This window comes from Paenibacillus sp. JMULE4 (assembly GCF_013337105.1).
Classification (GTDB): domain Bacteria; phylum Bacillota; class Bacilli; order Paenibacillales; family NBRC-103111; genus Paenibacillus_G; species Paenibacillus_G naphthalenovorans.
The window spans coordinates 24,564-46,776 of the sequence record NZ_SGWF01000003.1 but is presented as its reverse complement, the minus strand read 5'-3'; the positions used below and the strand labels follow the sequence as shown (position 1 = coordinate 46,776).

Sequence of the window (22,213 nt, the reverse complement as noted above, 5' to 3'; positions counted from 1 at the left end):
CCGGAACGGGGACCAAACAAGCATGATCATTTCCTTATCTTGGCACAGCTTTGCTGCGCTTTATCCATTTGATGATAATATACACCGCCGCCACAACGATAGCTGCAAAAATCAAGGGCTTCACATACGGGCCAGCCACCTGATTGATCTGCTCCCAATTATCCCCCAGAGAGCGTCCGAGATAAACAAAAATGATGACCCATGGGATCGTCCCGAGCGTAGTATAGAACATAAACTTGGCCAACGGCATACGCGCCATGCCCGCAGGGATGGAAATCGCCTGCCTCAGCACCGGGATGAAACGGGCCAGAAACACCATGACCGGACCATAGCGATTGAACCAGCCTTCCGCGATGTCCAGGTGCTTTTTTTTCAGATGCAAAAATTTACCGAATTTGTCCAATGCCGGCCGACCGCCATAGCGTCCGATCCAATACAAGATCACCTGCTGGATCAAACAGCCGAGGAGTCCGAAAATGATGGCCCCCAACAGCGAAATCTCCCCGCGTGAGATCAAATAACCGGCATACGCAAGCACAATTTCACTTGGAATAACCTCCAGCATCAAGCCGATCAGAATACCCCAAACGCCTAGTCCCTCCACAAACGCCAATGCCGAAAGCACCAAGCCATGCAGCAGCTCACCCATGATTCTCCAGCCTCTTTCTTTTTTTCGCAGATTGTTGTTCTTGTCTATGCAACCTATTTTATTCTAGCACACGCTTATTCATACCGCATCCTCCCGTGCTCCTGCAAATGCGGTGCCGGGTCGATCCCGCCGGAATCGATGTCATGATCAGACAAGTCCCCGCATACATTGGTACAAACTATCCTTATCCCTATAGGTGATATCCATGACCAAAGTATTCGTGGTAAGCAGGAAGAAAATGAAAGCATTGAAGATCGGAGCCGCCTCCGTACTGTTGGCCGCTGCCGCCCTGCTTTTCTGGGAGCAGGACGATATCCGCACCGTCATGAGCTCCAACGCGCCTGAACGTACCATCAACCTGGTGACAGGCGAATTCAAGACGACCGGGCCGGACGGCAAAACGATTGAAGCTTACCGGTGGGATCCCGGTACCGTTTATGTGAAAAAGGGGGAACGCATCCGCCTGAGCATATACGGTGTGAACGGGGCCAGCCATCCTTTTATCATTGACGGAATGAATATTAAAGGCGAGGTAAAAAAAGGGCAGGAAACCGTCGTTTCCTTCCGTGCCGACAAGCCCGGCATTTACCGGATCGTATGTCTGACGCACCCCGATATCGCTCATAACGGCCCCATGATCGGCTATTTGGTCGTGGACGAATAGCCCGCAAACGGGAACGGCCGGAGCATTCATGAGTACCCGCTCCCCCTCCTTGCGCATAGCATAAAGCAAGGAAGGAGTGTGCCGACTCATGAACCCTGACAACAAGTTGAAGCATAACCAGCCCCTGCCGTCCGCGCGGCAAATCCGCCGCACCTGCAGCCGCGAGCTGTACCGGGCACGGAAAAGGATGGGGGGCTATTTTGCTCCCGAGCTGATCAAGCAGGCTGACGAATTGTATTATAAAAAGGTGATGCTGAACCTCCCTTTTATCGCCGAGCACGGCAGCAACCGCAAGGTGCTCGCGGATTGGTTCGATGATAACGTATGCGGAGAAATCGCCGTTATATGGAACGTAGAGCCCGATGTGCTCGGCAGAGCATTCCGGGAGTCCTTCGGGGGCTGACGCGAACAGCGCGTCAGCTCTTTTTTATCTTCAGTTCATTCCGGGGATGGCAGCGGCAAAGCGTGATTTATGAATACAGCGCTTGTGCAAGCCATAGGTAGAAAGGAATGCCGACAGCCAGATTCAAAGGAAAGGTCACGCCTAACGCTAAACCCAAGTAAATCGAAGGATTGGCCTCCGGAACGGAGGACTTTAACGCGGCGGGGGCAGCAATATAGGAGGCGCTGGCGGCCAAAGTTCCCATGAGCATGCTGCTGCCGATCGATAGGCCCACTGCTTTTCCGATCGCTATTCCTAACGTTCCATACAGCAGCGGCGCGGCTAAAGCAAATCCGATAAGCAGGTAGCCGTTCTGTTTCAGCCCGCTGATTTGAGCGCCGCATACGATTCCCATGCTCAGCAAGAACAGCAGCAGGAACCCGCGGTAAAGATCTATAAAAAGCGGTTGAACGATCGGCAGCGCGTCTTGGCCGGACAGTAGGCCGATCATTAAGCTTCCAAGCAGCAACAGAACACTTTTGCCGGAAAGGCATTCCTTAATAATATGGAAATTAATCCCCTTGCGAAAGACCGGCAGGATGCTGGAATATAATTTCGCAGGAGCAACAGAGCTCGACGTGGCAGCGTTTTTGAACATGTTTAGCAGGATGAGTGAAATCACGAGCGCAGGCAGCTCCATAATCGCCACTACCGCACTCATATAGGTCTCATAGGCAGTACCTGTTTTCTCCAAAAAATCTACCGCGGCGCCAAAGGTCACGATGCTCACCGAGCCGTAAGTCGCAGCCAAGGCCACGGCATTATAGATGTCCAGCTTGAGCATCCGCAATACGAATACCGTCAATAGCGGAATCACCATACCGAGCAAAAGACCTCCCGCGATCGGGTTAACCAGCACGGACAACGGATATTTTGAGAGTTCGATCCCCCCTTTTAAACCGATAGCTACCAAGAGATAAATGCTTAGTGTCTCGCTTAATCCTTTTGGAATTTTCAAATCAGACTTTAATTGGGAAGCTATCAGCCCCAGAGCAAAAAACAGAACGGCCGGCGATGTCATATTCGCGATAAAAATATCAAACATTAGTATTTCCTCCACCCATTTCTTGTAGATTAAAAACAAAAAACCGGCAAATGTCCGATTCCACGCAAGCTTTCTTGCATGAATCAGATATTTGCCGGTTATCTTCAACTCGCCGTTATGCGGCGCCTTGTTGATCTCCTGGCTGATTATCGTTTGGCTGGCCAGCCTTCGCCCAGGCTCTCATCTAACATAAACACCATGATCCGTTCGCCTGTACGCGTCGAAATATCGGTGTGAAACGAAACGACTCGACAGCCGGTGATCTCATAAATCAGCGATTCGAGCTGGTTCACTCCCGCTTCCACCAAATCGGACCGAATCTTTTTGACCGAAAGCATACCGTCCTTTTGCTCTGCCAGCAGCTTCTCGGCGGGAGTCAGCACTCCCTTTAGCATGACCACAATCATATTGCGAATGATGTCTGTCCTGACCTCGACGGAACCGCGTCCCAAAAAATCCTTTTCCCACTGGGTTAATGCTCTGCTGACCTCGGCCTCGATCATACCTTTAGTCTTCATAGCATTCTCCCTTGTCCAAATCTTATGCTTCTTATTATAACCGAATCGCACCGCTTGTCAATCCGCAGCCGTAAAAACAGCGAAGGGCACCGGAGTGCCCTTCAAGTATGTGAGGATGGCCGATTAATGTGCAGCTTCTGCAGATTTTGCTTCCTCGTTCTTTTCTTTAGACAAGAACCAGCCGCTGACCGCGATGAATACCAAGACCGAATAAAAAGTGATTTTCCAAGCCGTCGAGCTTGCGAAGCCTTGTGGCAGAATGGCCAATGCCGGATGAGAGAGGGTATACACGGACAGCTTCACCCCTACCCAGCCTACAATGAAGAAGGCTGCGATCTCCAGTCCCGGCTTGCGGTGGAGCAGATTAACGAAGAAGGAGGCCGCGAAACGCATAATGAGCAAGCCGATAAATCCACCTGTGAAAATCACCCAGAAGTGTCCGCCATCCATGCCCCCGACTTGTGGAAGGTTGGTTTTGGGAAGAGCGACAGCGAGTGCGACGGCCGCCAAAATCGAATCTACCGCAAACGCGATATCCGCAAGCTCTACCTTGATGACCGTTGTCCAAAACCCGGAGCCTTTCTTTTCCGTCTTCAACCCAGGCTCTACTGCCGCACGCTCGTTAGCTTTTTTCATGACAAGCTTTCTAAAGATATGGTTTAAAGCGATGAAGAGAAGGTATAATGCTCCGATCGCTTGAACCTGCCACACGCCCACCAGAAAGGAAATGGCGAAAAGGGAAGCGAATCGGAACACGAAGGCTCCGGCCAATCCATAAAAGAGTGCTCTTTTTCTTTCCTTTTCCGGCAGATGCTTCACCATGATCGCCATGACCAATGCATTATCCGCTGCCAAAAGCCCTTCAATCCCGATTAGAATCAATAATACCCATCCATACTCCAACAATACTGAAAATTCCATCTGACCCACTCCCTCATGTTTAAGTTAAGAATTAAAAAAACCTTTACCCGGAAGGTAAAGGTCACAAAAAGAGACCTTTACCTATACCAGGCAAAGGTCTCGCTAACAACGAATCGTTGCCAATAAAGCCGGAGAAGGTTCTCGAAATGACGACTTTATTGTACAGCTACTCCCCTTTGGAGTCCGCCTGCATGAAGGATACCGAATCGGAGTCTTTATCTCATGCGGCTTTGTATGATATTACGGGGCTTCTGAAGAAAGGTTTCATTTTGGAATAATTTATTTTTTGCCTAATTCCGAAAAAAATAAAGAGGGCCAAAATTCTATATAAACAAAGATTTATACCCTATTAAACCGAATTCCGAGTGATTTTCGGTTAAATTCAGCATGTTTTCAGCAAAAATCGAGTTTGAAAGTTTTAATGAACTTTTATAATATGAGTTCATAAGAACTTATTAATGATCTTGTAGTATGAGATGAACCAAAAAGGAGATTGGTATGATTACCCTTAATTTAGTACTCATCGTTGTGCTTATCCTCGCTACCGCTTTATTTGTAGCCACCGAGTTCGCTATCGTAAAGCTAAGACCCAGCCGAGTGAACCAGATGGTCATGGAGGGCAGAAGAAACGCGCTGGCCGTTCAAAAAGTCACAAGTAACCTTGACGGATACTTGTCCGCCTGCCAATTGGGTATTACCGTTACAGCCCTTGGACTTGGCTGGCTCGGAAAGCCAACCGTCGAGAAACTGCTGTATCCTGTATTTTCCGGTTTTCTGCCGGCTGAAATGGTTTCCCTCTTATCCTTTATCGTAGCTTTTTCCTTGATTACCTTTTTACATGTGGTTGTTGGTGAGCTTGCGCCAAAATCGCTCGCGATTCAAAAAGCTGAAATGGTCAGCAGCATTTGTGCTCCTCCGATGATTTTCTTCTATAAAGTCATGTATCCTTTTATTTGGCTCCTGAACGGGTCGGCAAACAAATTGATCCGGCTGTTCGGATTAAGACCGGCTAAAGAGCATGAGGAAGCGCATACGGAAGAGGAGCTGCGCATCATTTTATCCGAAAGCTACAAGAGCGGAAACATTAATCAATCCGAGTATGGATATGTCAATCGGATTTTTGAGTTCGACGAAATGCTTGCCCGTGAAATTATGGTGCCGCGTACGGACATGGTATGTCTGGATGTGCAGAATACCCATGAACAAAACATGGCGATTATCAAGGAAGAACAATTTACCCGTTTTCCAGTCATTGATACGGAGAAGGACAATGTCATCGGCTTCATCAATACCAAACAGCTGTTCCTAAAACGCAGCACTCAGCCTGATATTGAACTGACGACCCTGCTGCAGCCCGTTCTCTCGGTTTCGGAAGCCACGCCAATTCAAAAGCTGTTGAAGCTGATGCAAAAGCAGCAGGTGCACATGGTAATCCTGCTTGACGAATACGGCGGTACATCAGGCCTTATCACTATAGAAGATATTCTTGAAGAAATTGTCGGTGAAATTCAGGACGAATTTGATACCGAAGAAAAACCCGATGTCGAAAAAATCAATGACGAGCATATCATCGTTGACGGTAAAGTTCCTTTGACCGCGGTTGGTGAACTGTTCCAGGCCTCATTTGAAGATGATGATTTTGATACGATCGGCGGCTGGTTATACAATCAAAATCCCACTCTTAAGAAAGGCGGCAAGTGGGAATTCAATGGGTTGACTTTTGTCGTCAAGGAAAGAGACCGTCACCGCATTCGCAAAGTGGAGATTTTCAAAGCCCCTGCCCCTGCTCCGGTCGCGACGGTTGAAGAGGAATAACAAAACGCACATTCACCAATAATTTATCAAAAAAACCATCCCGTACTTGATAAGTGCGGGATGATTTGCTGTCAATGCTATGGATTCCTGAATGCTCGTTTCGGTATAAGCGATATATTTTCTAACAAGGAGACAAGTATTCTTAAGCAGGCCTCAGTTTGCGTTTGATTACAACGTAGACAAGTATTCCTACCACGATCACAAGGGAAATCGGCATCATATATTGCTTGGCCAAAGGAGCTACATGTTCCCATTGAGGGCCTAGTTTATATCCCAAATAAACATATAGGGATGTAATAGGCAGCATGGCCAAAAAGGTATACACTGAAAACTTGATGACATTCATCTTGGCTATGCCGCAGGGGATTGAAATTAACGTCCTTACACCAGGCAAAAATCTTCCGAAAAAGGCTACTCCGCCGCCATATTTCTCAAAAAAACGATCCGATGCGACCAGCTGGTGGGAGCGAATGAAAAAATATTTTCCATACTTTTCGATAAAAGGTCTGCCGCCGTATCTGCCCAGCAGGTACAAAGTAAGAGGGCCGGTTGTACCGCCGATCGTTCCGGCAAGGATGGTCGGAATCAGCTGGAAGTCCCCCTGAAAGACCCAGTAGCCTGCTAACGGAAGTACGAGCTCTGCGGGAACAAACTCAAAGGTAAGGGCGATAACGAGACCGGAATAGGACAGCCTCTTCAGGAAATGAATGAATTCAAGGATTAACCGTTCCATTGAAAACTCCTTTATATAAATTGGAAATCTATCCTACTTATTATAGAAAATAGTATCCGCCTGTTTCAAGTGATCCCGGAATCCAACCAGGGACCCGCCGCGGCCGATCCCTGTGTTGATTCTAACATTACAAGATTTTAATTTGATCGGAACGATAGATTCGCGTTCCTTTACTTCCCTGCTTCCTCGCTATAGTTCATGGCTAATGTCTGCTTAATAGAAATTTAGTCAATACTGCTCTGTAAGATGATTAATAGGGCGGGATGACTAGTGTGGACTACATTAAGCAGTAGTGACAATATGATTTCAGAGATGTTCAAAGTGGCGTTACAGTTGGAAGAACCATGGAAATTGACGCATGTTGAGTTTGACGATATGGATCAAGCTTGGCACCTGTTTATCGACTTTGCACGAGGAGCAACCTTCGCTTGTCCCTTATGCGGGATCGCTTGTAAAGCATATGACTCCGAGAAGAAGACCTGGCGACACTTGGACTTCTGGAATTGGAAAACATATATGCACGCCAGAATGCCACGAGTAAAATGCAAGGCGTGTAACAAGATAACGCAAGTATCGGTGAAGTGGGCCAGACCGCTTTCTCATTTCACTTTGCTCTTTGAAGCATGGGCGATGCGATTAATGGCGGAAATGCCCGTCAATGCGGCAGCCCGTGAGCTGAGAGAACATGACACACGGATGTGGCGCATCTTCCATCACTACGTCGATAAAGCGATGGCAGAGCTTGATATATCCAAGGTGAAACGGATTGCGATTGACGAGACGTCATCTAGGCGAGGGCACCGCTACATTACCCTGTTTGTTGATGTTGATCGCAAAACCGTGCTGTTTGCAACTGAAGGCAAAGGAATGGATACGTTGGAGCGCTTTAAGTCGTATCTGACAACAAAAGGTGCTGCCGCGCAGCAGATTGAAGAAGTATGCTGCGATATGTCACCCGCCTTTATCCGAGGCATTGAGGAATATTTTCCTGATGCCGAGATCACCTTTGACAAATTTCATGTGATGAAGCTGGTGGGCGAAGCCCTGGATGAGGTTCGAATTCAAGAGCAGAAGCAAATGCCAGAACTGAAGCGAACGAAATACATCTGGTTGAAGAACGAAGCAAACCTCAAAGCGGAGCAGAAAGAAACCTTACTGCGCCTAAAGGACAGCAACCTGCAGACTGGGCGGGCTTACCGTCTTAAGCTGGCCTTACAGGATCTCTGGACTACCCCGCATATTTTGGCGGATATGTATTTGCGGGAATGGATCGGCTGGGCCACTCGATCAAAGCTCTCGCCCATGATTAGCTTAGCCAAGACGATCAAGCAACATGAGGAAGGCATATTACGCTGGTTCCACAGCAAGATGACGAACGGTTTGCTCGAAGGTATTAATGGTCTGGTGCAAGCAGCCAAACGGCGAGCCAGAGGTTACCGCAACGTAGAAAATCTGATCGCCATGGTCTACATGACCGCGAATAAGCTCCGACTTCCAACGCTCGGAGCACGCCGAGCACAATAACCCTTACCGCCTTAATACCACGCTTCAGAGATTGAAACAGCGGTCAAGTGCTCTTCTTGAGGGCTGTTTCAATCTCTGAAATTCTCTTAGAGGCGGAAGGGTTATAAAACTAATATTTGCGCCTCTACCCCACCCAGTAGAGCGAAGAGCCACTTCCCTTCTTAGCCGCTTGTATCATTCCTTGTGCCACCGCGGTCCCGGTAATAGGTTTATATTGTCGCAAGCCTCCGATCATTAGGAATGAAAACAAGCCGCCGAGGATCTCCGCCATTTTTTCACCGAATCGAAACTCATCTCGCTGCCCCAGCAAAAGCGAGGGTCTGAAGATATGTAATGAAGGTAAATCCAGGTCCTTGAGGCTTTCTTCCACTTCTCCCTTCACCTGGCTGTAGAAGAACAGGGAATCCTTGGAGGCTCCCATGGCGGAGACGATCAAAAACGACGAAGCACCGTACTTTTTGGCCAGTCGTCCAAGCCGTACAGGATAATCGAAATCTACTTTACGGAATTGCTCTTTGGTTTTGGCCTTCCGTATGGTTGTGCCCAAAGCGCAAAATACATGAGAACCGTTCAGATCATCCTTTATAGCCTGCTCAAGCGGCCCCTCTTCCCAATCGGTCATTCGCTGGATCAGCTTTTCATGATTCAGCTCGATCGGACGTCTGACCAAAGCGATGACCTTGTCATACTCAAGGTCCGACAAAAGAAGTCTGACCAGCTCGCGGCCGACCAATCCCGTCGCTCCGGCTACTATCGCTGTGTTTTTCATCACGGCCTCCCCGTTATCTCTTTTTTATGTACAGCTGCCCTCGTTATATTTATAGTAATGGGACGCCATTATAAACTCAACCTTTAGCAGATAAACCACAAAAAGCCCTCTACAGTTTATCGTCTAGGGCCTGCGCGTGTAAATGGAAGAAGCTTCTCACCGGTGCTTTTCCATTCTATATTCGGCTGTCTTTATTATAATATTTGCATGCTTTCGATATGCTTCTTGGTTTCGGGGGTACCTAATTCATAGATCAATGAATAAATATCGTGCAAGCCCATGTCATACGCATCATTCGATGCATCGTGATGATAAGGAACACCGGCCGCATGGGTCCGAAGAAAATTGTCATTTTCTATGTAATATTGATCCTCGAACAGTTCTTGAAGTTTGACAATTTCCTCCGGTGTGGCTTCTATTTCGAATTCGTAAGCCGCATCGCCTTGGTTGGCCATGATTGTCCCCGCCTGCACCGATACATAATACTTGTTTTTGTCCATACCTATCCTCCATTTACCGAGTTAAATACATGACTAATATTGCTCCCAATGCAAGTATGATTGGAAATAATATATTCGCAATTAATATCGGGTTTGCCAGAATCGGATGTTTGATCGTCGTTTCATTCATGCCTTTGTCTAATTCTTTATGTTGTTGATTGCGTATGGCTATCAATGACCAGATGAGGGCCACTACACAAACGATAAGCGCGGCTATAAGTAAAAAAGTAAGCACCTTAGATCTCCTTCTTTTTAGTTAAATTTGATTTGTATGTTTACTTTTCCACAAACAGTAAATTTCTATTCAACCTGAATCCGTGATAGTTCTTCTGTGAAAAAGAAGAAAAAGAAAGGAAATCGCATCTCCGATGGTGAATTTTAAAGGAACCATGAATGATCCACTTTCACCTGCGAGGTGCTACATATGAGAATCCAATTCACCCAATCTAAGGAAATTCTGTTGACTACGCATGCTGGCCTGGCCACCGTCGGCGCCTTGCTTTCCCATACCCGATTGCCGCAGCGTCTCAATCGCTCCACCGTGAAAGGAATGGAGAACCCGATTCACAGTCATGGCGATGTCATGACCAGCTATCTTGGCTTGCTTTGCCAAGGCAAAAGCGACTTCGACCACATCGAACCTTTCCGAAAAGATCCCGTATTCCAAACCTGCCTCGGTGTCCGCAAGGTGCCGTCAAGCCCGACGCTCCGTCAGCGTCTGGATGCCGCAGCTCAAACGATGAATGCCAACTGGAACGAGATCCTGCTTCAAGAATCCGCCGATCTGATTCGAAACGTAAAAGCACCTGTAACCGGACTGACAGCAGGCGAGCATACGGTGATTCCGCTGGATATCGATGTCTCTCCGTTCGATAACTCCGGTACGAAAAAAGAGGGTGTTTCGTTGACCTACAAAGGCACGTTCGGCTACGCCCCCATTTTCGCCTACCTCGGACAGGAGGGGTATAGCGTGAATGTGCAGCTTCGGGAAGGCAGCACGCACAGTCAGAAGGATGGCGCTGATTTTCTGCGCGAAAGCATCCAGTATGCCCGGCGCATCACGAAAGAGCGCCTTCTCGTGCGGATGGATTCCGCTCACGACAGTCTGGAAAATCTGCAGGTGTGTCATGCTGAGCCAGAGGTCGATTATATCATCAAGGTCAATCTGCGCAATACATCCAAGGAAAGTTGGCTACGGATCGCCGAAGACAAGGGCATGGCCTGTGAGCAGCGCCCCGGCAAGACGGAATACATGGGCGTGATCGCCTTTCCCGAAAAAGGCTTCGATCAAGCCCTTCGTCAAGTGTTTCAAGTGATCGTACGGACGATCGACCGTGAAGGTCAGATGCTCCTGTTCCCGGAAATTGAAGTGAACGTCTATTGGACTTCTCTTACCTGCTCGCCGTGGCGTGTCATCGAGTTGTATCGCGATCACGGCACGAGCGAACAATTTCATAGTGAGCTGAAGACGGATCTGGATTTGGAGCGACTGCCCGCCGGCAAATTCGATACCAACGATCTGGTTTTGCACGCGGGGGTGTTCGCTTACAACCTGCTCCGCATCATGGGGCAGGAAAGCTTGCGCCAAGACGATGCTCCGATTCGGGGAGGCGTACAACGTCGCCGCATCCGCACCGTGATTCAAAACATCGTGTACATCGCGGCTAGAGTCAGCCGACACGCTCGTCAAACGATTTTCAATTTTGGGCGATACAGTCCCTGGTTTCAGACCGTACGACGAGTGTACCAAGCGTTTGCCTGAATCCATTTTTCGCCATCCAGACCAACCCAAACTGCTCTTCCCTGTTCCGGCCTTACCGTAAACAGCAAGGCTTATTGAGCATGCCTTGCTTGATGGATTCTGTCATTTGTAGATTTGTTTTCATCACGAATCTTTAGCTGATGGGGGGATTTCCGATTACTTTTTTCCATATACTGCCCTCTCTGGCGGAGTGGACTTAAGTTTGTCACGGATTCAGGTTCAAATGACCATATTTTTCAAAACATCGATAAACTTGCCGCGAGTCGGCTGCCCGCAAAAACAACAAAACCCGGCTCCCTATGCAGGGGCCGGTTCCGTTTGCGCATTTAATAATCTGCCGATCGGTCTGTTCGGATCTATGATGTCCATTATGTCATGAAAAGGGATTTCGAACGTAGGAAAGCCGTAGACATAAGGGGTATATTCGTACAATTGAAAATAAATCACGACCGCCTGATCGGTCAAATAAAAGGACTGATTCCTGTCTATGGCCTTAAACTCCGTAAGCATCGGGATGTCACGGGACTTAAACTCGCGCCTGATGATATCAGACAAACGGTCGACGTAATTGCTTCCGGGCTTAAACAAATCCTCTAGCCGGTATTCGCTGCCGTCTTCCAAATTAAATGTCTGCGAGCTTTGATACGTGATGCCGTGAGCCGCATGCTGCGCATAACCGTAATTTTCATAGAGGAGGCTGAGCAGCCCGTTCTTGAACAGCTTGACATGATAATCGCCGGTAAGCGTCTTCGTCGGGTCCTTTACGTAGCCCTGCAGCCGGATGAGATCGTACACCGCATCCAAAATCGAGTTGTTGATCATGCGGCGCACCAACCCGTTCTTCAGCCCCACCACCTGAGGATAATGAACGTTCAGCCGCGGTTTTATCAGACTTCTGGTAATAATCCTTTCTCTTCCTTCACGCTTCTCCGTATCGATTTGTTCCATCGTCTCACACTCCCGGCGTATCGTAAGATTATGCCCAGTATATGCGGACGAATACCCGGTGGTGTGAAGAGCCCGGTACAAATAGAACTGTCTTTTTATGTGTCCAATCTATTGACAGAGGTCCATTAAAGGTCTGGCATCTTTGAAAGGACACCAATATAGGCGTTTTTATCCGGCAAAAGCGGCGCATGTGGACAGGTAATCGGTATTCCCGATTTGCTTCTTTTGGTTGCTGAGCAGCTCCGCTCCCGGATTATTCACCACGTATGGATCGCTCACGGGGCGCATGTCCCCCCAGACGCATTCCACACCCTGTCCTCCCGCATCTCCCGCATACATTCGGCAGCTTGCGCAAAACCCTTTCTTTTGCTCTTCATCGAGCTTAACGATTTTATTGCGCAAGCAGCAGTAGACGCGGCTGTTCTCATCGGCCAAGTTGATATGTCTGATTTGACGCATAAGCATGCGCTCCTTTCCATGTGCGTTGGGCTATTCGCACAACAAGCTGAATTAAAGAGTAATACCCATTATATATGCGGACGAACCCGTTTATGTGAACTTTTTCAAGGAGCGGCTTTCAAGCGGCGGCTTGCTTTTTCAGGCAAAAGAATTTATAATCAGCAGTGCCTAATTATCGTTAGTTAGGAAAAGGAGGGAAGAAAGCATGTCAGTGCAAAAAATCAAATCGGCCGCCCTTCGTCTTTTTGCCAGGAATGGGTACGATGCCGTTCCCTTGTCGGAAATCGCCAAGGAAGTCGGAATCAAAACGCCGTCGCTCTATGCTCATTTCAGAAGCAAAGAAGATTTATTCCTTGCCGTATTCGAGGATTGTCTGGCTGAACACACCGCCCGAATGGCGGCTCTAATCGAGAGCCTGAAGGGGCGAACCATAGAAGAACAGCTGTATAGAGTCATCCATGACGCTTGCCGGTCGTATTTGCTGAGCGAAGAGCACATGACCTTCCTCAAAAGAGTGATGCTGTTCCCGCCGGCAGCTTTGCAGGAAACCCTGCGCGAGCGGTTTTCTGCTTCAGAAGATCAGCTCAACGGATTATTGACGGCTCTTTTTAATGAAGGCATGGATTCCGGCCTGCTGCGGCGTGAACGTCCCGAGGATTTAATCGCCTCCTATTACTGCTTGCTTGACGGTTCGTTCATTCAACAGTTTTATTACAAAAGCGAGGATTGGGAGCATCGGCTCGATACGGTTTGGAGAATCTATTGGAAGGGCATTACCACTTCATAGCTTATTCACTCAAAGAAAGGACAGGATAGACCATGGCATGGATTTATTTGTTTATCGCCGGATTAATGGAGATCGTATGGGCAATGGGACTAAAATCAACTAACGGATGGACGAGGCTTTGGCCCAGCGTCATAACCGTCACTGCCATGATCGTAAGCTTTTACTTTCTGTCGATGGCTCTCAAGACCCTGCCGATCGGAACGGCTTACGCGGTATGGACAGGAATCGGCGCAGTGGGCACCGTAGTCTTCGGCATGCTGTTTCTCGGGGAGCCCCGCGACTTGCTTCGGCTTGGATTCGTTCTTGCAATCGTCGTCGGCATTGTCGGTTTGAAGGCTACGGCTTAATGTGCCGGCCGCCGCCGGCGTCAAGCCCATAGCACGCTTAGAGTAATGAACGCCGCCTGCTGCCGCAGGCGCTGCGGATTTGGCATCACCAGGACGTCTTACGCCATCCCTCATTCGCTGCCTTCTTTCTCTGCTCTTGCTGTTTCGGGATCCAGCGGAAATACGCTGCAAATGGCCGATACAATTTCCCTCGCCATCGTCATCACCCTATATAATGAAGTACTTTGTAATACGGCATATTTTTGCCCTTGATCCACATTAACAATAGCCGCAATGGAATAATCGCCGACACGGGGCAGCTGTTTGCCCACCGATTTGCCCGGCTCGATCGGACGATTGGACACCTGATACCACCCTAATGACACCGTCTGGCCCAGACAGGCATCGATGGCGATAATTTTGAGGCCGGGAGGTATTTCCCGCAGCCGTTCACGCATATTGCTCGCATCGAACGGAAACGCCAGCGTTCCGACCACATGCGGATAGCCCGCTTCCTGCAGCATGGTCCCGACCAGCGGACCAAGCGCATCTCCGGTCGAGCGATCCGTGCCGATACACAGTAACAATAAATTGTGTACCCCTACTCCCTCGCCGCGGATGCGATCCAAAAATTAGGAAGCTCAGCCGCTTTCAGTTTTTTGCGATAAATCGGCCCGGCCTGATCACTAGTCATCCTTTTTCCCCTTCCGTTTGCATCATGATCGTTGAGATAAGCGCCAAGCTGATGGTACGATACACTTGTAGCATACCGTATGGCTATCGTCCGTTCAAGAATCCGTTTCAAGATCAGAAGATATGTTGTCCGTCTGAAGCACGTGGTATAATTTGAAATAACTGTTGTGTTTTGATCCAGATTCGGCAGAAAGCGCAGGTGGTTGGTCGATGCGGATCATGGAAGTCTGGGCGCTGGTTGCGCTGGGTTACTGGTTGTTCATGCTGTGGGATACGGTTCGATCCCGAAAATGGATGTTCAGCCTTCCCCGTTCCGCTGGGGATGCCGGGTTTAACTTAGAGAAATCGAACGGGCGTGAAAACAGGAAAATCTCGGCTGCTCCCGGGCTGATGGGCTCCCGGCCTTCTGTGCCGGATACACCGCTGGTTTCCGTCATTATCGCTGCCAAAGAGGAGGAAGCCTCTATCGCGGATACGGTCAGGCATCTGCTCGGCCAAACGTATCCGAAGCTTGAAATCATCGCCGTCAACGATCGCTCCCGGGATGCAACCGGCCGCCGGTTGGACGAGCTTCGCCGCTGGTCCGAAAGCCGGGAAGGCATCACCGTCCCGCTGCGGGTCATCCATATCACCTCGCTGCCGTCCGGATGGCTGGGCAAAAATCACGCTTTATACCAGGGCTATTTGCAGGCCCGGGGCAAGTACCTGCTGTTTACCGATGCGGACGTGCAGTTCGATCCGCATACCGTTGCGGATGCGGTACGTTATATGCAGGAGCAGCATGCGGATCACTTAACGCTCGCCCCGCGGATGCTCGCACGCGGGTTTTGGCTCAAGGCGTTTGTACACTATTTCTTTTTTGCCTTGTCTTTATTTATTCGTCCGTGGCGGGTGAACGATGATTTACAGCACAGGCACGGTATGGGCGTCGGCGCCTTCAACCTGATTACAAGAAGGGCATATGAAAGAATCGGTACGCACGAGGCGATCGCGATGCGGCCGGACGATGACCTCCAGCTCGGGCGGCAGGTGAAACGGGCCCGACTGCGCCAAAGGCTTGCCTCCGGCGTTCGCCACATCTCGGTGGAGTGGTACCCCGGCTTGAGCGAGGCTGTTCGCGGGCTGGAGAAAAATATATTTTCCGGCTTCGGCTATCGGATCAGCTTCGCAGTGCTTGGGGTCATCGGGCAGCTGGCGTTGTTTTTATTTCCGATTGCAGGTATCGTGTTGGCATCCGGCTGGGCAGCTGCAGCGTTTGCTTTATCCGTCTTTCTGATGCTCACCGTGTACTTTTTGCTGATCCGGTCGATCGTAGGCGAAGGCGGGATCGAGGTGCTTGCGCTTCCCGTCACCGTCAGTTTGCTTTGTTATGTCGTGAGCCGTTCGGTATGGCTGACGCTGCGGCAGGGCGGCATTTATTGGAGGGGCACATTTTATTCACTGAAGGAACTCCGACAGATGAAGGATCCAAATTCATAATCATGAGCATTCGGGGGGGTCAATTATGAATTTCAATCGAACCAGATCAGTACGGGACAACAAACAAAACATCGCGAACTCCTCGTTGAAGCAATGGAAGTATGCCCTGGTCAGCGTACTGCTCACGTTCGCGCTGATTGTGCTTTATCAGCACGTGCAGCAGTATTGATGAACAAGCTGTAAAACGACAGGTTCCACAGATTGGGCGGACACGGCGGCGTGTCCGCCTTTTTATTTATCGGCCGCTACATCCGCCAAAGCTCACGGCGCCAAGCCAGCACGCCCACGGTGATCGCGACGCAGCCGGTTCCCATCAGAAGGCCTGCGGTCAGGACTCCGGCCATATCGGCGACCAAGCCGATCAGCAGTGCGCCCAGCGGGATGAAGCCGCGGTCCATGAGCGCGATGCTCATGATGCGCCCGCGCAGCCGGTCAGGCACCTGCTGCTGCATGGCGATGCGGCTCATCGTGCGGTAGGCTTGTCCGAACAAGCCTGCCGCAAACATGGCCGCGGCCGCCCACCCGAAGGCGGGAGCCGCCATGAATCCGCAGAGCGAGACGCCGAAGCCGAGCAGGGACAAGACCAGCCAGCGGCCGGGCCGGCGGGCTTCACGGCCGAGCGAGAGCCAAAGCGAGCAGAGAAGCGACCCTGCTCCGGATACGGACAGCAGCTGGCCCAGCTTGTCCGTACCGAAGCCTAGCAGCTCCTGCGTGAAGAGCGGCAGCATGGATGTATAAGGGAAGCCGAAAACCATCGGCGCAACCGCGAGCAGCAGGAGCGATTGCACTGCCGGCTCCGAGCGGATATAGCGCCATGCTTCACGGGTGCCATGCTGGCCTGAATCCTGCACGATGGCGGCCCTGCCCGGCTCCTCTGCAGAAGGGAGCGGCTTCACCGCCGTCACGACAAGGATCATGGCCAGCGTGCTCGCGGCATTGATCCAGAGAATGATCGACGGCGCCATCGTCGTCAGCATCACGCCGGCAACCGCCGGACCGATGATGCGCGACAAATTCAGCACCGCGCTGTTCCAGGCGATCGCGCTCCCCCGCTCCTGTTCCCGCACCAGATTGGGCAGCAGGGCATGCGTCACCGGCGTCTCCATCGCTGAAAACACAGAGCGCGCCGCAATCAGGGCCAAAAACAACCAGAGCGGCCCGTCCATCGCCATCCACAGGCTAAGCCCCAAGGTCAGAACAAGACTGCCGGCTTGGGCATAGATCAGCAGCATCCGCCTGTCGTACCGGTCCGCCAGCGTTCCTGCCGGCAGGCTGACAAGAAAAATCGGCAGCAGCCTGCAAAGATTGACCAGTCCGAGGAAAGTCCCCGACCCGCCGGCCTGCAGCGCAATCCAGTTGATCGCGACAAAATCCATCCAGTCTCCGGTGCGATACAGCGTGCTGCCGCCGATAAACACACGAAACATCCCGTTCCGAAATGCGGAACGGGATGGGTTTAGCAACACATTCATAACATCCTTCTCTCCCAAACTTCCTGTTTATTTCGGAAACGGGAAATACAATCCCAAGGATAGGCATCCGAAAGAGACGTCCCGCCCTTTTCCTTCCCCAACCTCTTCAGCGTATCTGTCTTGGCTGCTCCGTGTTCGAAGCGACCTCGTCCAGGCTTTGCAGCGCTTGCTCCAACTGATGCTGAACCTGCGCGAGCTCCTGATGATGGTGTCCATGATCCTGCGCATCGATCTGGCTTTGCGCTTGCTCCAAAAGATGCTGAGCCGCTTTCATCTCTCCAATGGCGAAGGACAGCTTATGCGGATCGGATTGCAGTTGGGCGTGGCGCACAGCCATCTCAGCGTCTTTGGCATTCTGCATGGCTTTCTCCGCATTGTCGATGACGTGGCGGATCGGCATTTGATGTTGGTTGACCTGTGTCATGTTCGGCATCTTCCTCTCGGGTAAACTGGATGTGCACATGATTCACCCTTTAAGATGCGCATAAACGGCCCGCTTCATTCCACTTGTTGGAGTTCCGTATCGGCTTGTCCGCTAACCCGTTCATAGAGGACAAATTCATAATCATACGGGTTTTTCTCATCCCGTATGCCTTTTTCCCGCGACACGACCCGCCACTGCGTACGGTCAATCTCGGGAAAAAACGTGTCCGCTTCAAAGCGATGGGCAATTTCGGTAATATACATCCGGTCCGCATGCGGCAGCAGCAGGCCGAACAGCTCCGCGCCTCCGATGACAAAAAGCTCTTCGGACACCTTGTCCCCTCCGCGGCCATAAGGTTTAACGGCTTCCTCCGCCGAATGCACGACTTCACAGCCCTCGGCCTTAAATTCAGGGTCCCTCGTCAGAATCACGTTACGGCGTCCCGGTAAAGGCTTGCCGATCGAATCATACGTTTTGCGGCCCATCAGTATCGTATGCCCCAAGGTCGTTTTCTTGAAGAACGCCAGATCCGCCGGCAGCCTCCATGGCAGTTTATTGTCTATGCCGATTCCGCGGGCTTCATCCATCGCAAATATTAACGATATCGTCATTCGAACCTTCCTCCTGATACCACACCACAAATCCCGACAAATCGGGGCTGATCAAGCGATTAGACCGCTATGGGCGCTTTAATCCCGGGATGCGGGTGATAGTCGATAAACTCAAAGTCTTCAAATCGGTAATCAAAAATGGACTCCGGCTTGCGCAGGATGTTCAGCGTCGGCAGCGGACGCGGCTCCCTGGTTAATTGGAGCTTTACTTGTTCCAGGTGATTCAGGTAAATATGAACGTCGCCGCCTGTCCACACCAAATCGCCGACTTCCAGATCGCATTGCTGAGCCACCATGTGGGTTAACAGAGCATAAGACGCCAGATTAAACGGCAGTCCCAGGAAGGTATCCACGGATCTCATCTGAAACATGCACGACAGTTTGCCATCGGCAACATAAAATTGAAATGCATAATGACACGGCGGCAAAGCCATCTGATCGATTTCTGCCACATTCCATGCACTCACCAGATGTCTTCTGGAATCCGGATTATGCCGAATCTGTTCAATCACTTTGGTAATTTGATCAATCGTCTGCCCTCCCGGCGCCGGCCACGTACGCCACTGCGCACCGTAGACACGACCAAGATTGCCCTCCTCATCGGCCCATTCATCCCAGATCGTGACACCATTCTCACGCAGATAATTGACATTCGTACTGCCGCTTAAGAACCACAGGAGTTCATGAACGATGGATTTAATATGCAGTTTTTTGGTTGTCAGCAGCGGAAATCCTTCAGCTAAATTGATTCTCATTTGTCTTCCAAAAACGGAAATGGTGCCTGTGCCGGTTCGATCATCCTTACGGACACCTTGTTCCAGTATATCACTTAGCAGGTCCAAATACGCTCTCATTGCTTCACCTCTTAAGATACTTTCTTCGCCGGCCGCGAGGAATGAATACATCTCATTATATAACGAGTTGAGGTTTTTAACTATATTTTCATTACCATACATGAATCCTGAAATTCCTCATGATATGCGGAAGCATGATAGACAACCCGCCGGCCAAGATGATCTATGTGTTCTTCGAGGAAAGAAATGTACGCATTGTCATATGTTATTATGAACCATGGAATCCGCTCGAACGAAATATAAGTCCCCCTTTTGATCACGACTTAAGAAATTGCAGTATATGTTGACAAGCGTCTGCCGAACCATATTCGTCGCTTTTATCAGTACAGGTATCCCCTTCCTTGGAACAATTCGTCCTACATAAACAATCGCCAATGAATTACCGATACGATATCGTTTTCTAACCCTAAAGCTTAGCAGAAGTGTTCCATCGGGGATACTACTTTGGGAGCTGTTTTGCCGCCTTCGTCCAAACCCGGCGGCAGCAGCACAAATCCCAAGAAGGACGGATACATTCTTTTCTGCGCGCTGTGATATAATCATGGGGAATAAACGATCAAGGCCAGGTGATCCGATTGGAGTGGCAGCAGCTTGAATATTTTCAAACCGTAGCCCGAATGGAGCATATGACGCGCGCAGCCCAATTCCTGTCCGTCTCGCAATCCGCACTTAGCCGCTCCATCTCCCGGATGGAGGAAGAACTGGGCGTTCCGCTGTTTGACCGGGTGGGCCGTTCCATCAAGCTGAACCGCTACGGAGAGCTGTTTTTAAGGCGGGTTCACCGCATCATGAAAGAATACGAGGAAGGAAAGCATGAAATTCGGAACATGCTGGATGAAGAAGCCGGGGAAGTCATGCTGGGATTTCTCCATACGCTCGGATCCCATCTCATTCCCGACCTCATCGTTACGTTTCGCGCCAGCTACCCGAATATTCGCTTTCAGCTGAATCAAAGCAATACCGCTTCCTTGCTACAGCAGCTCATTCAAGGCTCGATCGACCTTTGTCTGCTTTCTTCTCCGGATGAAGCCAATCCTTCGGTGGAATGGAAAAAATTATGGAGCGAGGAGCTGTTTATTTTCGTCCCCGCCCATCACCCGCTGGCAAACCGCGGAGCCGTCTCATTGGAAGAAATTTCCGACGAGCCAATGGTTTCCTTTAAGAAAGGCTACGGACTCCGGAACGTCATTGACCGTCTGTGCATAGAAGCCGGCTTCGCCCCCAAAATCGCTTTTGAGGGAGAAGAGGTTCCCACCGTGGCGGGCCTGGTTGCCGCCGGACTGGGTGTAGCCCTTATTCCTGATGTGAAAGGATTGACCGACCGGAAACTGGTCAAGTTAAGCGTAAGCTCGCCCGAATGCTACCGGATCATCGGCGCAGCCTGGATGAAGGAGCGGTATCTGTCTCCCCCGGCCGAACGGTTTCTGCAATTTGTCATGCATTACTTTGAGAATGCAGATTAGAATTCTCGGGCAAAACAGCGGTTAATACAAAGGAAACCAGCATGGCGCAGCCAATCATAACGGTAATCATGCCGACAATCCCCGCCCATTCAAACCGGCTCCAGAACAAACCGCCGATGGATCCGCCCAGACTCGACCCTACATAATAAAACAGCAGGTACAAAGAAGAGGCCTGCGCTTTTCCTATGGAAGCCCTGCTTCCGACCCAGGAGCTGGCTGTGGAGTGCGCGCCAAAAAATCCGAAGGTGAACACGGCCACGCCGATGATCAGCACAGCCAAATGCGCCGAGAGTGTCAGCAGGATTCCCGTCAGCATCAATAGGACATTAATCCACAAAACAATGCGCAGCCCAATGCGGTCGCTGGCCCTTCCCATCCACGAAGAACTGAATGTCCCCACCAGGTATAGAAGGAAGATCCATCCGACCAGCGTTTGCGACAAACGAAAAGGCGGTTCGAGCAGCCGGAACCCCAAGTAATTGTACAGCGTGACAAAGCTCCCCATCAAAATCGCGCCTAACACAAAAAGAAGGATCAGTGCGGGGTCGCGGAACTGTACGGCAAAAAGACGGAGGTTGGCTTTGGGTTCTGTCCGCTGCGGTTTAAAGTGCCGGGAAGGCGGCAGGTTGCGCCAAAAATACAGACTCGCCAACAGACTGATGACCGCCAACACACCTATGCCCATTCTCCATGTATATACATCGGTTACCATGCTGACTGCGACCCGCCCGAACAGTCCGCCTATCGTATTCCCGCTGATATATAATCCCATAGCGAACCCGAGGCTTTTGGCCTCCATTTCCTCGGCCAGATAAGTCATCGCCACGGCAGGAAGACCGGCAAGGGCAATCCCCTGAATCGCGCGGACGATAAGCAGGCTTGTAAAATTGGGCACGAAAGCCGTGCACAAGCAGCAAAGCGAAGACACAAAGAGTGAAGCCGCCATAAGTGATTTTCTCCCGATACGATCGGACAAAAAGCCTGCCAACGGCAGCGAGACGGCAAGCAGCACCGTACTGACGGATAAAGACAAGCTGACAGCCGCCGGCGATAAACCGAATTCCCTGGAGTAAACCGGAAACAACGGTTGAACACAGTACAACACCGCATAAGTGGCCACCCCCGCAGCGAATAAAGCCAGACTGCCCCGCTGATACTCCTTGCTTCCGCGCTTCAGGTATTCCCGGCTCCTCGTGTCCAATATCCCTGCACGATGTTCTAAACCAACATCGGCTTGCATCTTTGATGTCATCCCCACTTGAGTTCATATCCTTCCAGATTCATTTTTTCTATTTAGAATACACCCGAATAATTGATGTGTAAAATTGATCTTTTGCAATGTTTTAATGCATATA

At 50.4% G+C, this 22,213-nt stretch carries 26 protein-coding genes; 11 read left to right on the top strand and 15 right to left on the bottom strand.

Features of this window, described 5'->3' with window-relative positions; all coding sequences use genetic code 11:
- Nucleotides 1-34 precede the first annotated feature (34 nt).
- The gene (gene uptA / locus EXW96_RS01455; protein WP_174349706.1) at nt 35-652 is read right to left on the bottom strand and encodes an undecaprenyl phosphate transporter UptA; all 618 of its coding nucleotides are present in this window, start codon (nt 650-652) and stop codon (nt 35-37) included.
- A 202-nt stretch (nt 653-854) separates the two neighbouring features.
- Here uptA and EXW96_RS01450 point away from each other — a divergent pair, with 202 nt between their 5' ends.
- Both EXW96_RS01450 and EXW96_RS01445 read left to right on the top strand, forming a co-directional pair.
- A complete protein-coding gene (locus tag EXW96_RS01450; RefSeq protein WP_174349684.1) occupies nt 855-1,313 on the top strand; it encodes a cupredoxin domain-containing protein in 459 nt (152 codons plus the stop codon).
- Nucleotides 1,314-1,401: 88 nt separating this feature from the next.
- Nucleotides 1,402-1,716, top strand: a complete 315-nt coding sequence (locus EXW96_RS01445; protein ID WP_174349683.1) for a dehydrogenase — start codon at nt 1,402-1,404, stop codon at nt 1,714-1,716.
- Between the two features lie 67 nt (nt 1,717-1,783).
- Here the strand turns inward: EXW96_RS01445 and EXW96_RS01440 are convergent, their stop codons facing one another.
- From EXW96_RS01440 to EXW96_RS01430, 3 genes are all read right to left on the bottom strand, one after another.
- Complete coding sequence (locus EXW96_RS01440) at nt 1,784-2,800, bottom strand: sodium-dependent bicarbonate transport family permease (RefSeq protein ID WP_174349682.1); 1,017 nt, start codon at nt 2,798-2,800, stop codon at nt 1,784-1,786.
- 146 nt (nt 2,801-2,946) lie between these two features.
- Nucleotides 2,947-3,318, bottom strand: a complete 372-nt coding sequence (locus EXW96_RS01435) for a Na-translocating system protein MpsC family protein (protein ID WP_174349681.1) — start codon at nt 3,316-3,318, stop codon at nt 2,947-2,949.
- A gap of 123 nt (nt 3,319-3,441) precedes the next feature.
- On the bottom strand, nt 3,442-4,239 hold the full coding sequence (locus EXW96_RS01430) for a TerC family protein (RefSeq protein WP_174349680.1): 798 nt from the start codon (nt 4,237-4,239) through the stop codon (nt 3,442-3,444).
- A gap of 146 nt (nt 4,240-4,385) precedes the next feature.
- Here EXW96_RS01430 and EXW96_RS27990 point away from each other — a divergent pair, with 146 nt between their 5' ends.
- Both EXW96_RS27990 and EXW96_RS01425 read left to right on the top strand, forming a co-directional pair.
- The gene (locus tag EXW96_RS27990) at nt 4,386-4,517 is read left to right on the top strand and encodes a hypothetical protein (RefSeq protein WP_302621089.1); all 132 of its coding nucleotides are present in this window, start codon (nt 4,386-4,388) and stop codon (nt 4,515-4,517) included.
- Between the two features lie 220 nt (nt 4,518-4,737).
- Nucleotides 4,738-6,054 (top strand): hemolysin family protein, encoded by a 1,317-nt coding sequence (locus EXW96_RS01425; RefSeq protein WP_174349679.1) that lies wholly within the window; start codon nt 4,738-4,740, stop codon nt 6,052-6,054.
- A gap of 142 nt (nt 6,055-6,196) precedes the next feature.
- On the opposite strand, the gene EXW96_RS01420 is transcribed toward EXW96_RS01425, so the two are convergent.
- Nucleotides 6,197-6,787, bottom strand: a complete 591-nt coding sequence (locus EXW96_RS01420; protein ID WP_174349678.1) for a DedA family protein — start codon at nt 6,785-6,787, stop codon at nt 6,197-6,199.
- Nucleotides 6,788-7,057: 270 nt separating this feature from the next.
- Here EXW96_RS01420 and EXW96_RS01415 point away from each other — a divergent pair, with 270 nt between their 5' ends.
- Nucleotides 7,058-8,311, top strand: coding sequence for an ISL3 family transposase (locus EXW96_RS01415; RefSeq protein WP_309224977.1), 1,254 nt, complete (start codon nt 7,058-7,060; stop codon nt 8,309-8,311).
- A gap of 124 nt (nt 8,312-8,435) precedes the next feature.
- On the opposite strand, the gene EXW96_RS01410 is transcribed toward EXW96_RS01415, so the two are convergent.
- On the bottom strand, nt 8,436-9,083 hold the full coding sequence (locus EXW96_RS01410) for an NAD(P)H-binding protein (RefSeq protein ID WP_174349677.1): 648 nt from the start codon (nt 9,081-9,083) through the stop codon (nt 8,436-8,438).
- A 191-nt stretch (nt 9,084-9,274) separates the two neighbouring features.
- Entirely contained in the window at nt 9,275-9,580 is a 306-nt protein-coding gene (locus tag EXW96_RS01405; RefSeq protein ID WP_174349676.1) for a hypothetical protein, read from the bottom strand.
- Nucleotides 9,581-10,004: 424 nt separating this feature from the next.
- Between EXW96_RS01405 and EXW96_RS01400 the strand changes: the two genes are divergently transcribed.
- On the top strand, nt 10,005-11,342 hold the full coding sequence (locus EXW96_RS01400) for an IS1380 family transposase (protein ID WP_027093557.1): 1,338 nt from the start codon (nt 10,005-10,007) through the stop codon (nt 11,340-11,342).
- 297 nt (nt 11,343-11,639) lie between these two features.
- On the opposite strand, the gene EXW96_RS01395 is transcribed toward EXW96_RS01400, so the two are convergent.
- Both EXW96_RS01395 and EXW96_RS01390 read right to left on the bottom strand, forming a co-directional pair.
- Nucleotides 11,640-12,290 carry a DUF3298 and DUF4163 domain-containing protein gene (locus EXW96_RS01395; protein ID WP_174349675.1) on the bottom strand — a complete coding sequence of 217 codons (651 nt, stop codon included), beginning with the start codon at nt 12,288-12,290 and terminating at the stop codon, nt 11,640-11,642.
- Between the two features lie 168 nt (nt 12,291-12,458).
- The gene (locus tag EXW96_RS01390; protein WP_054818499.1) at nt 12,459-12,749 is read right to left on the bottom strand and encodes a hypothetical protein; all 291 of its coding nucleotides are present in this window, start codon (nt 12,747-12,749) and stop codon (nt 12,459-12,461) included.
- A gap of 205 nt (nt 12,750-12,954) precedes the next feature.
- Here EXW96_RS01390 and EXW96_RS01385 point away from each other — a divergent pair, with 205 nt between their 5' ends.
- Nucleotides 12,955-13,536 (top strand): TetR/AcrR family transcriptional regulator, encoded by a 582-nt coding sequence (locus EXW96_RS01385; RefSeq protein ID WP_054818498.1) that lies wholly within the window; start codon nt 12,955-12,957, stop codon nt 13,534-13,536.
- 32 nt (nt 13,537-13,568) lie between these two features.
- A complete protein-coding gene (gene sugE, locus EXW96_RS01380; protein ID WP_054818497.1) occupies nt 13,569-13,883 on the top strand; it encodes a quaternary ammonium compound efflux SMR transporter SugE in 315 nt (104 codons plus the stop codon).
- A 110-nt stretch (nt 13,884-13,993) separates the two neighbouring features.
- Here sugE and yyaC read toward each other — a convergent pair whose 3' ends face one another.
- Nucleotides 13,994-14,449, bottom strand: coding sequence for a spore protease YyaC (gene yyaC, locus EXW96_RS01375; protein WP_254611173.1), 456 nt, complete (start codon nt 14,447-14,449; stop codon nt 13,994-13,996).
- 316 nt (nt 14,450-14,765) lie between these two features.
- Here yyaC and EXW96_RS01370 point away from each other — a divergent pair, with 316 nt between their 5' ends.
- Nucleotides 14,766-16,034, top strand: a complete 1,269-nt coding sequence (locus tag EXW96_RS01370; protein WP_174349674.1) for a glycosyltransferase family 2 protein — start codon at nt 14,766-14,768, stop codon at nt 16,032-16,034.
- A 25-nt stretch (nt 16,035-16,059) separates the two neighbouring features.
- Complete coding sequence (locus EXW96_RS01365; protein WP_171005907.1) at nt 16,060-16,203, top strand: hypothetical protein; 144 nt, start codon at nt 16,060-16,062, stop codon at nt 16,201-16,203.
- A gap of 76 nt (nt 16,204-16,279) precedes the next feature.
- Here the strand turns inward: EXW96_RS01365 and EXW96_RS01360 are convergent, their stop codons facing one another.
- From EXW96_RS01360 to thyA, 4 genes are all read right to left on the bottom strand, one after another.
- Nucleotides 16,280-17,506 carry an MFS transporter gene (locus EXW96_RS01360; protein WP_254611172.1) on the bottom strand — a complete coding sequence of 409 codons (1,227 nt, stop codon included), beginning with the start codon at nt 17,504-17,506 and terminating at the stop codon, nt 16,280-16,282.
- Nucleotides 17,507-17,612: 106 nt separating this feature from the next.
- Nucleotides 17,613-17,930, bottom strand: coding sequence for a hypothetical protein (locus EXW96_RS01355; protein ID WP_054818494.1), 318 nt, complete (start codon nt 17,928-17,930; stop codon nt 17,613-17,615).
- A gap of 74 nt (nt 17,931-18,004) precedes the next feature.
- Nucleotides 18,005-18,541, bottom strand: coding sequence for a dihydrofolate reductase (locus tag EXW96_RS01350; RefSeq protein WP_174349673.1), 537 nt, complete (start codon nt 18,539-18,541; stop codon nt 18,005-18,007).
- Nucleotides 18,542-18,600: 59 nt separating this feature from the next.
- The gene (gene thyA / locus EXW96_RS01345; RefSeq protein ID WP_174349672.1) at nt 18,601-19,395 is read right to left on the bottom strand and encodes a thymidylate synthase; all 795 of its coding nucleotides are present in this window, start codon (nt 19,393-19,395) and stop codon (nt 18,601-18,603) included.
- Nucleotides 19,396-19,970: 575 nt separating this feature from the next.
- Here thyA and EXW96_RS01340 point away from each other — a divergent pair.
- On the top strand, nt 19,971-20,858 hold the full coding sequence (locus EXW96_RS01340) for a LysR family transcriptional regulator (protein ID WP_174349671.1): 888 nt from the start codon (nt 19,971-19,973) through the stop codon (nt 20,856-20,858).
- Here the strand turns inward: EXW96_RS01340 and EXW96_RS01335 are convergent.
- Nucleotides 20,830-22,098 carry an MFS transporter gene (locus EXW96_RS01335; protein ID WP_174349670.1) on the bottom strand — a complete coding sequence of 423 codons (1,269 nt, stop codon included), beginning with the start codon at nt 22,096-22,098 and terminating at the stop codon, nt 20,830-20,832. The two genes, EXW96_RS01340 and EXW96_RS01335, sit on opposite strands and share 29 nt — an antisense overlap.
- Nucleotides 22,099-22,213 lie beyond the last annotated feature (115 nt).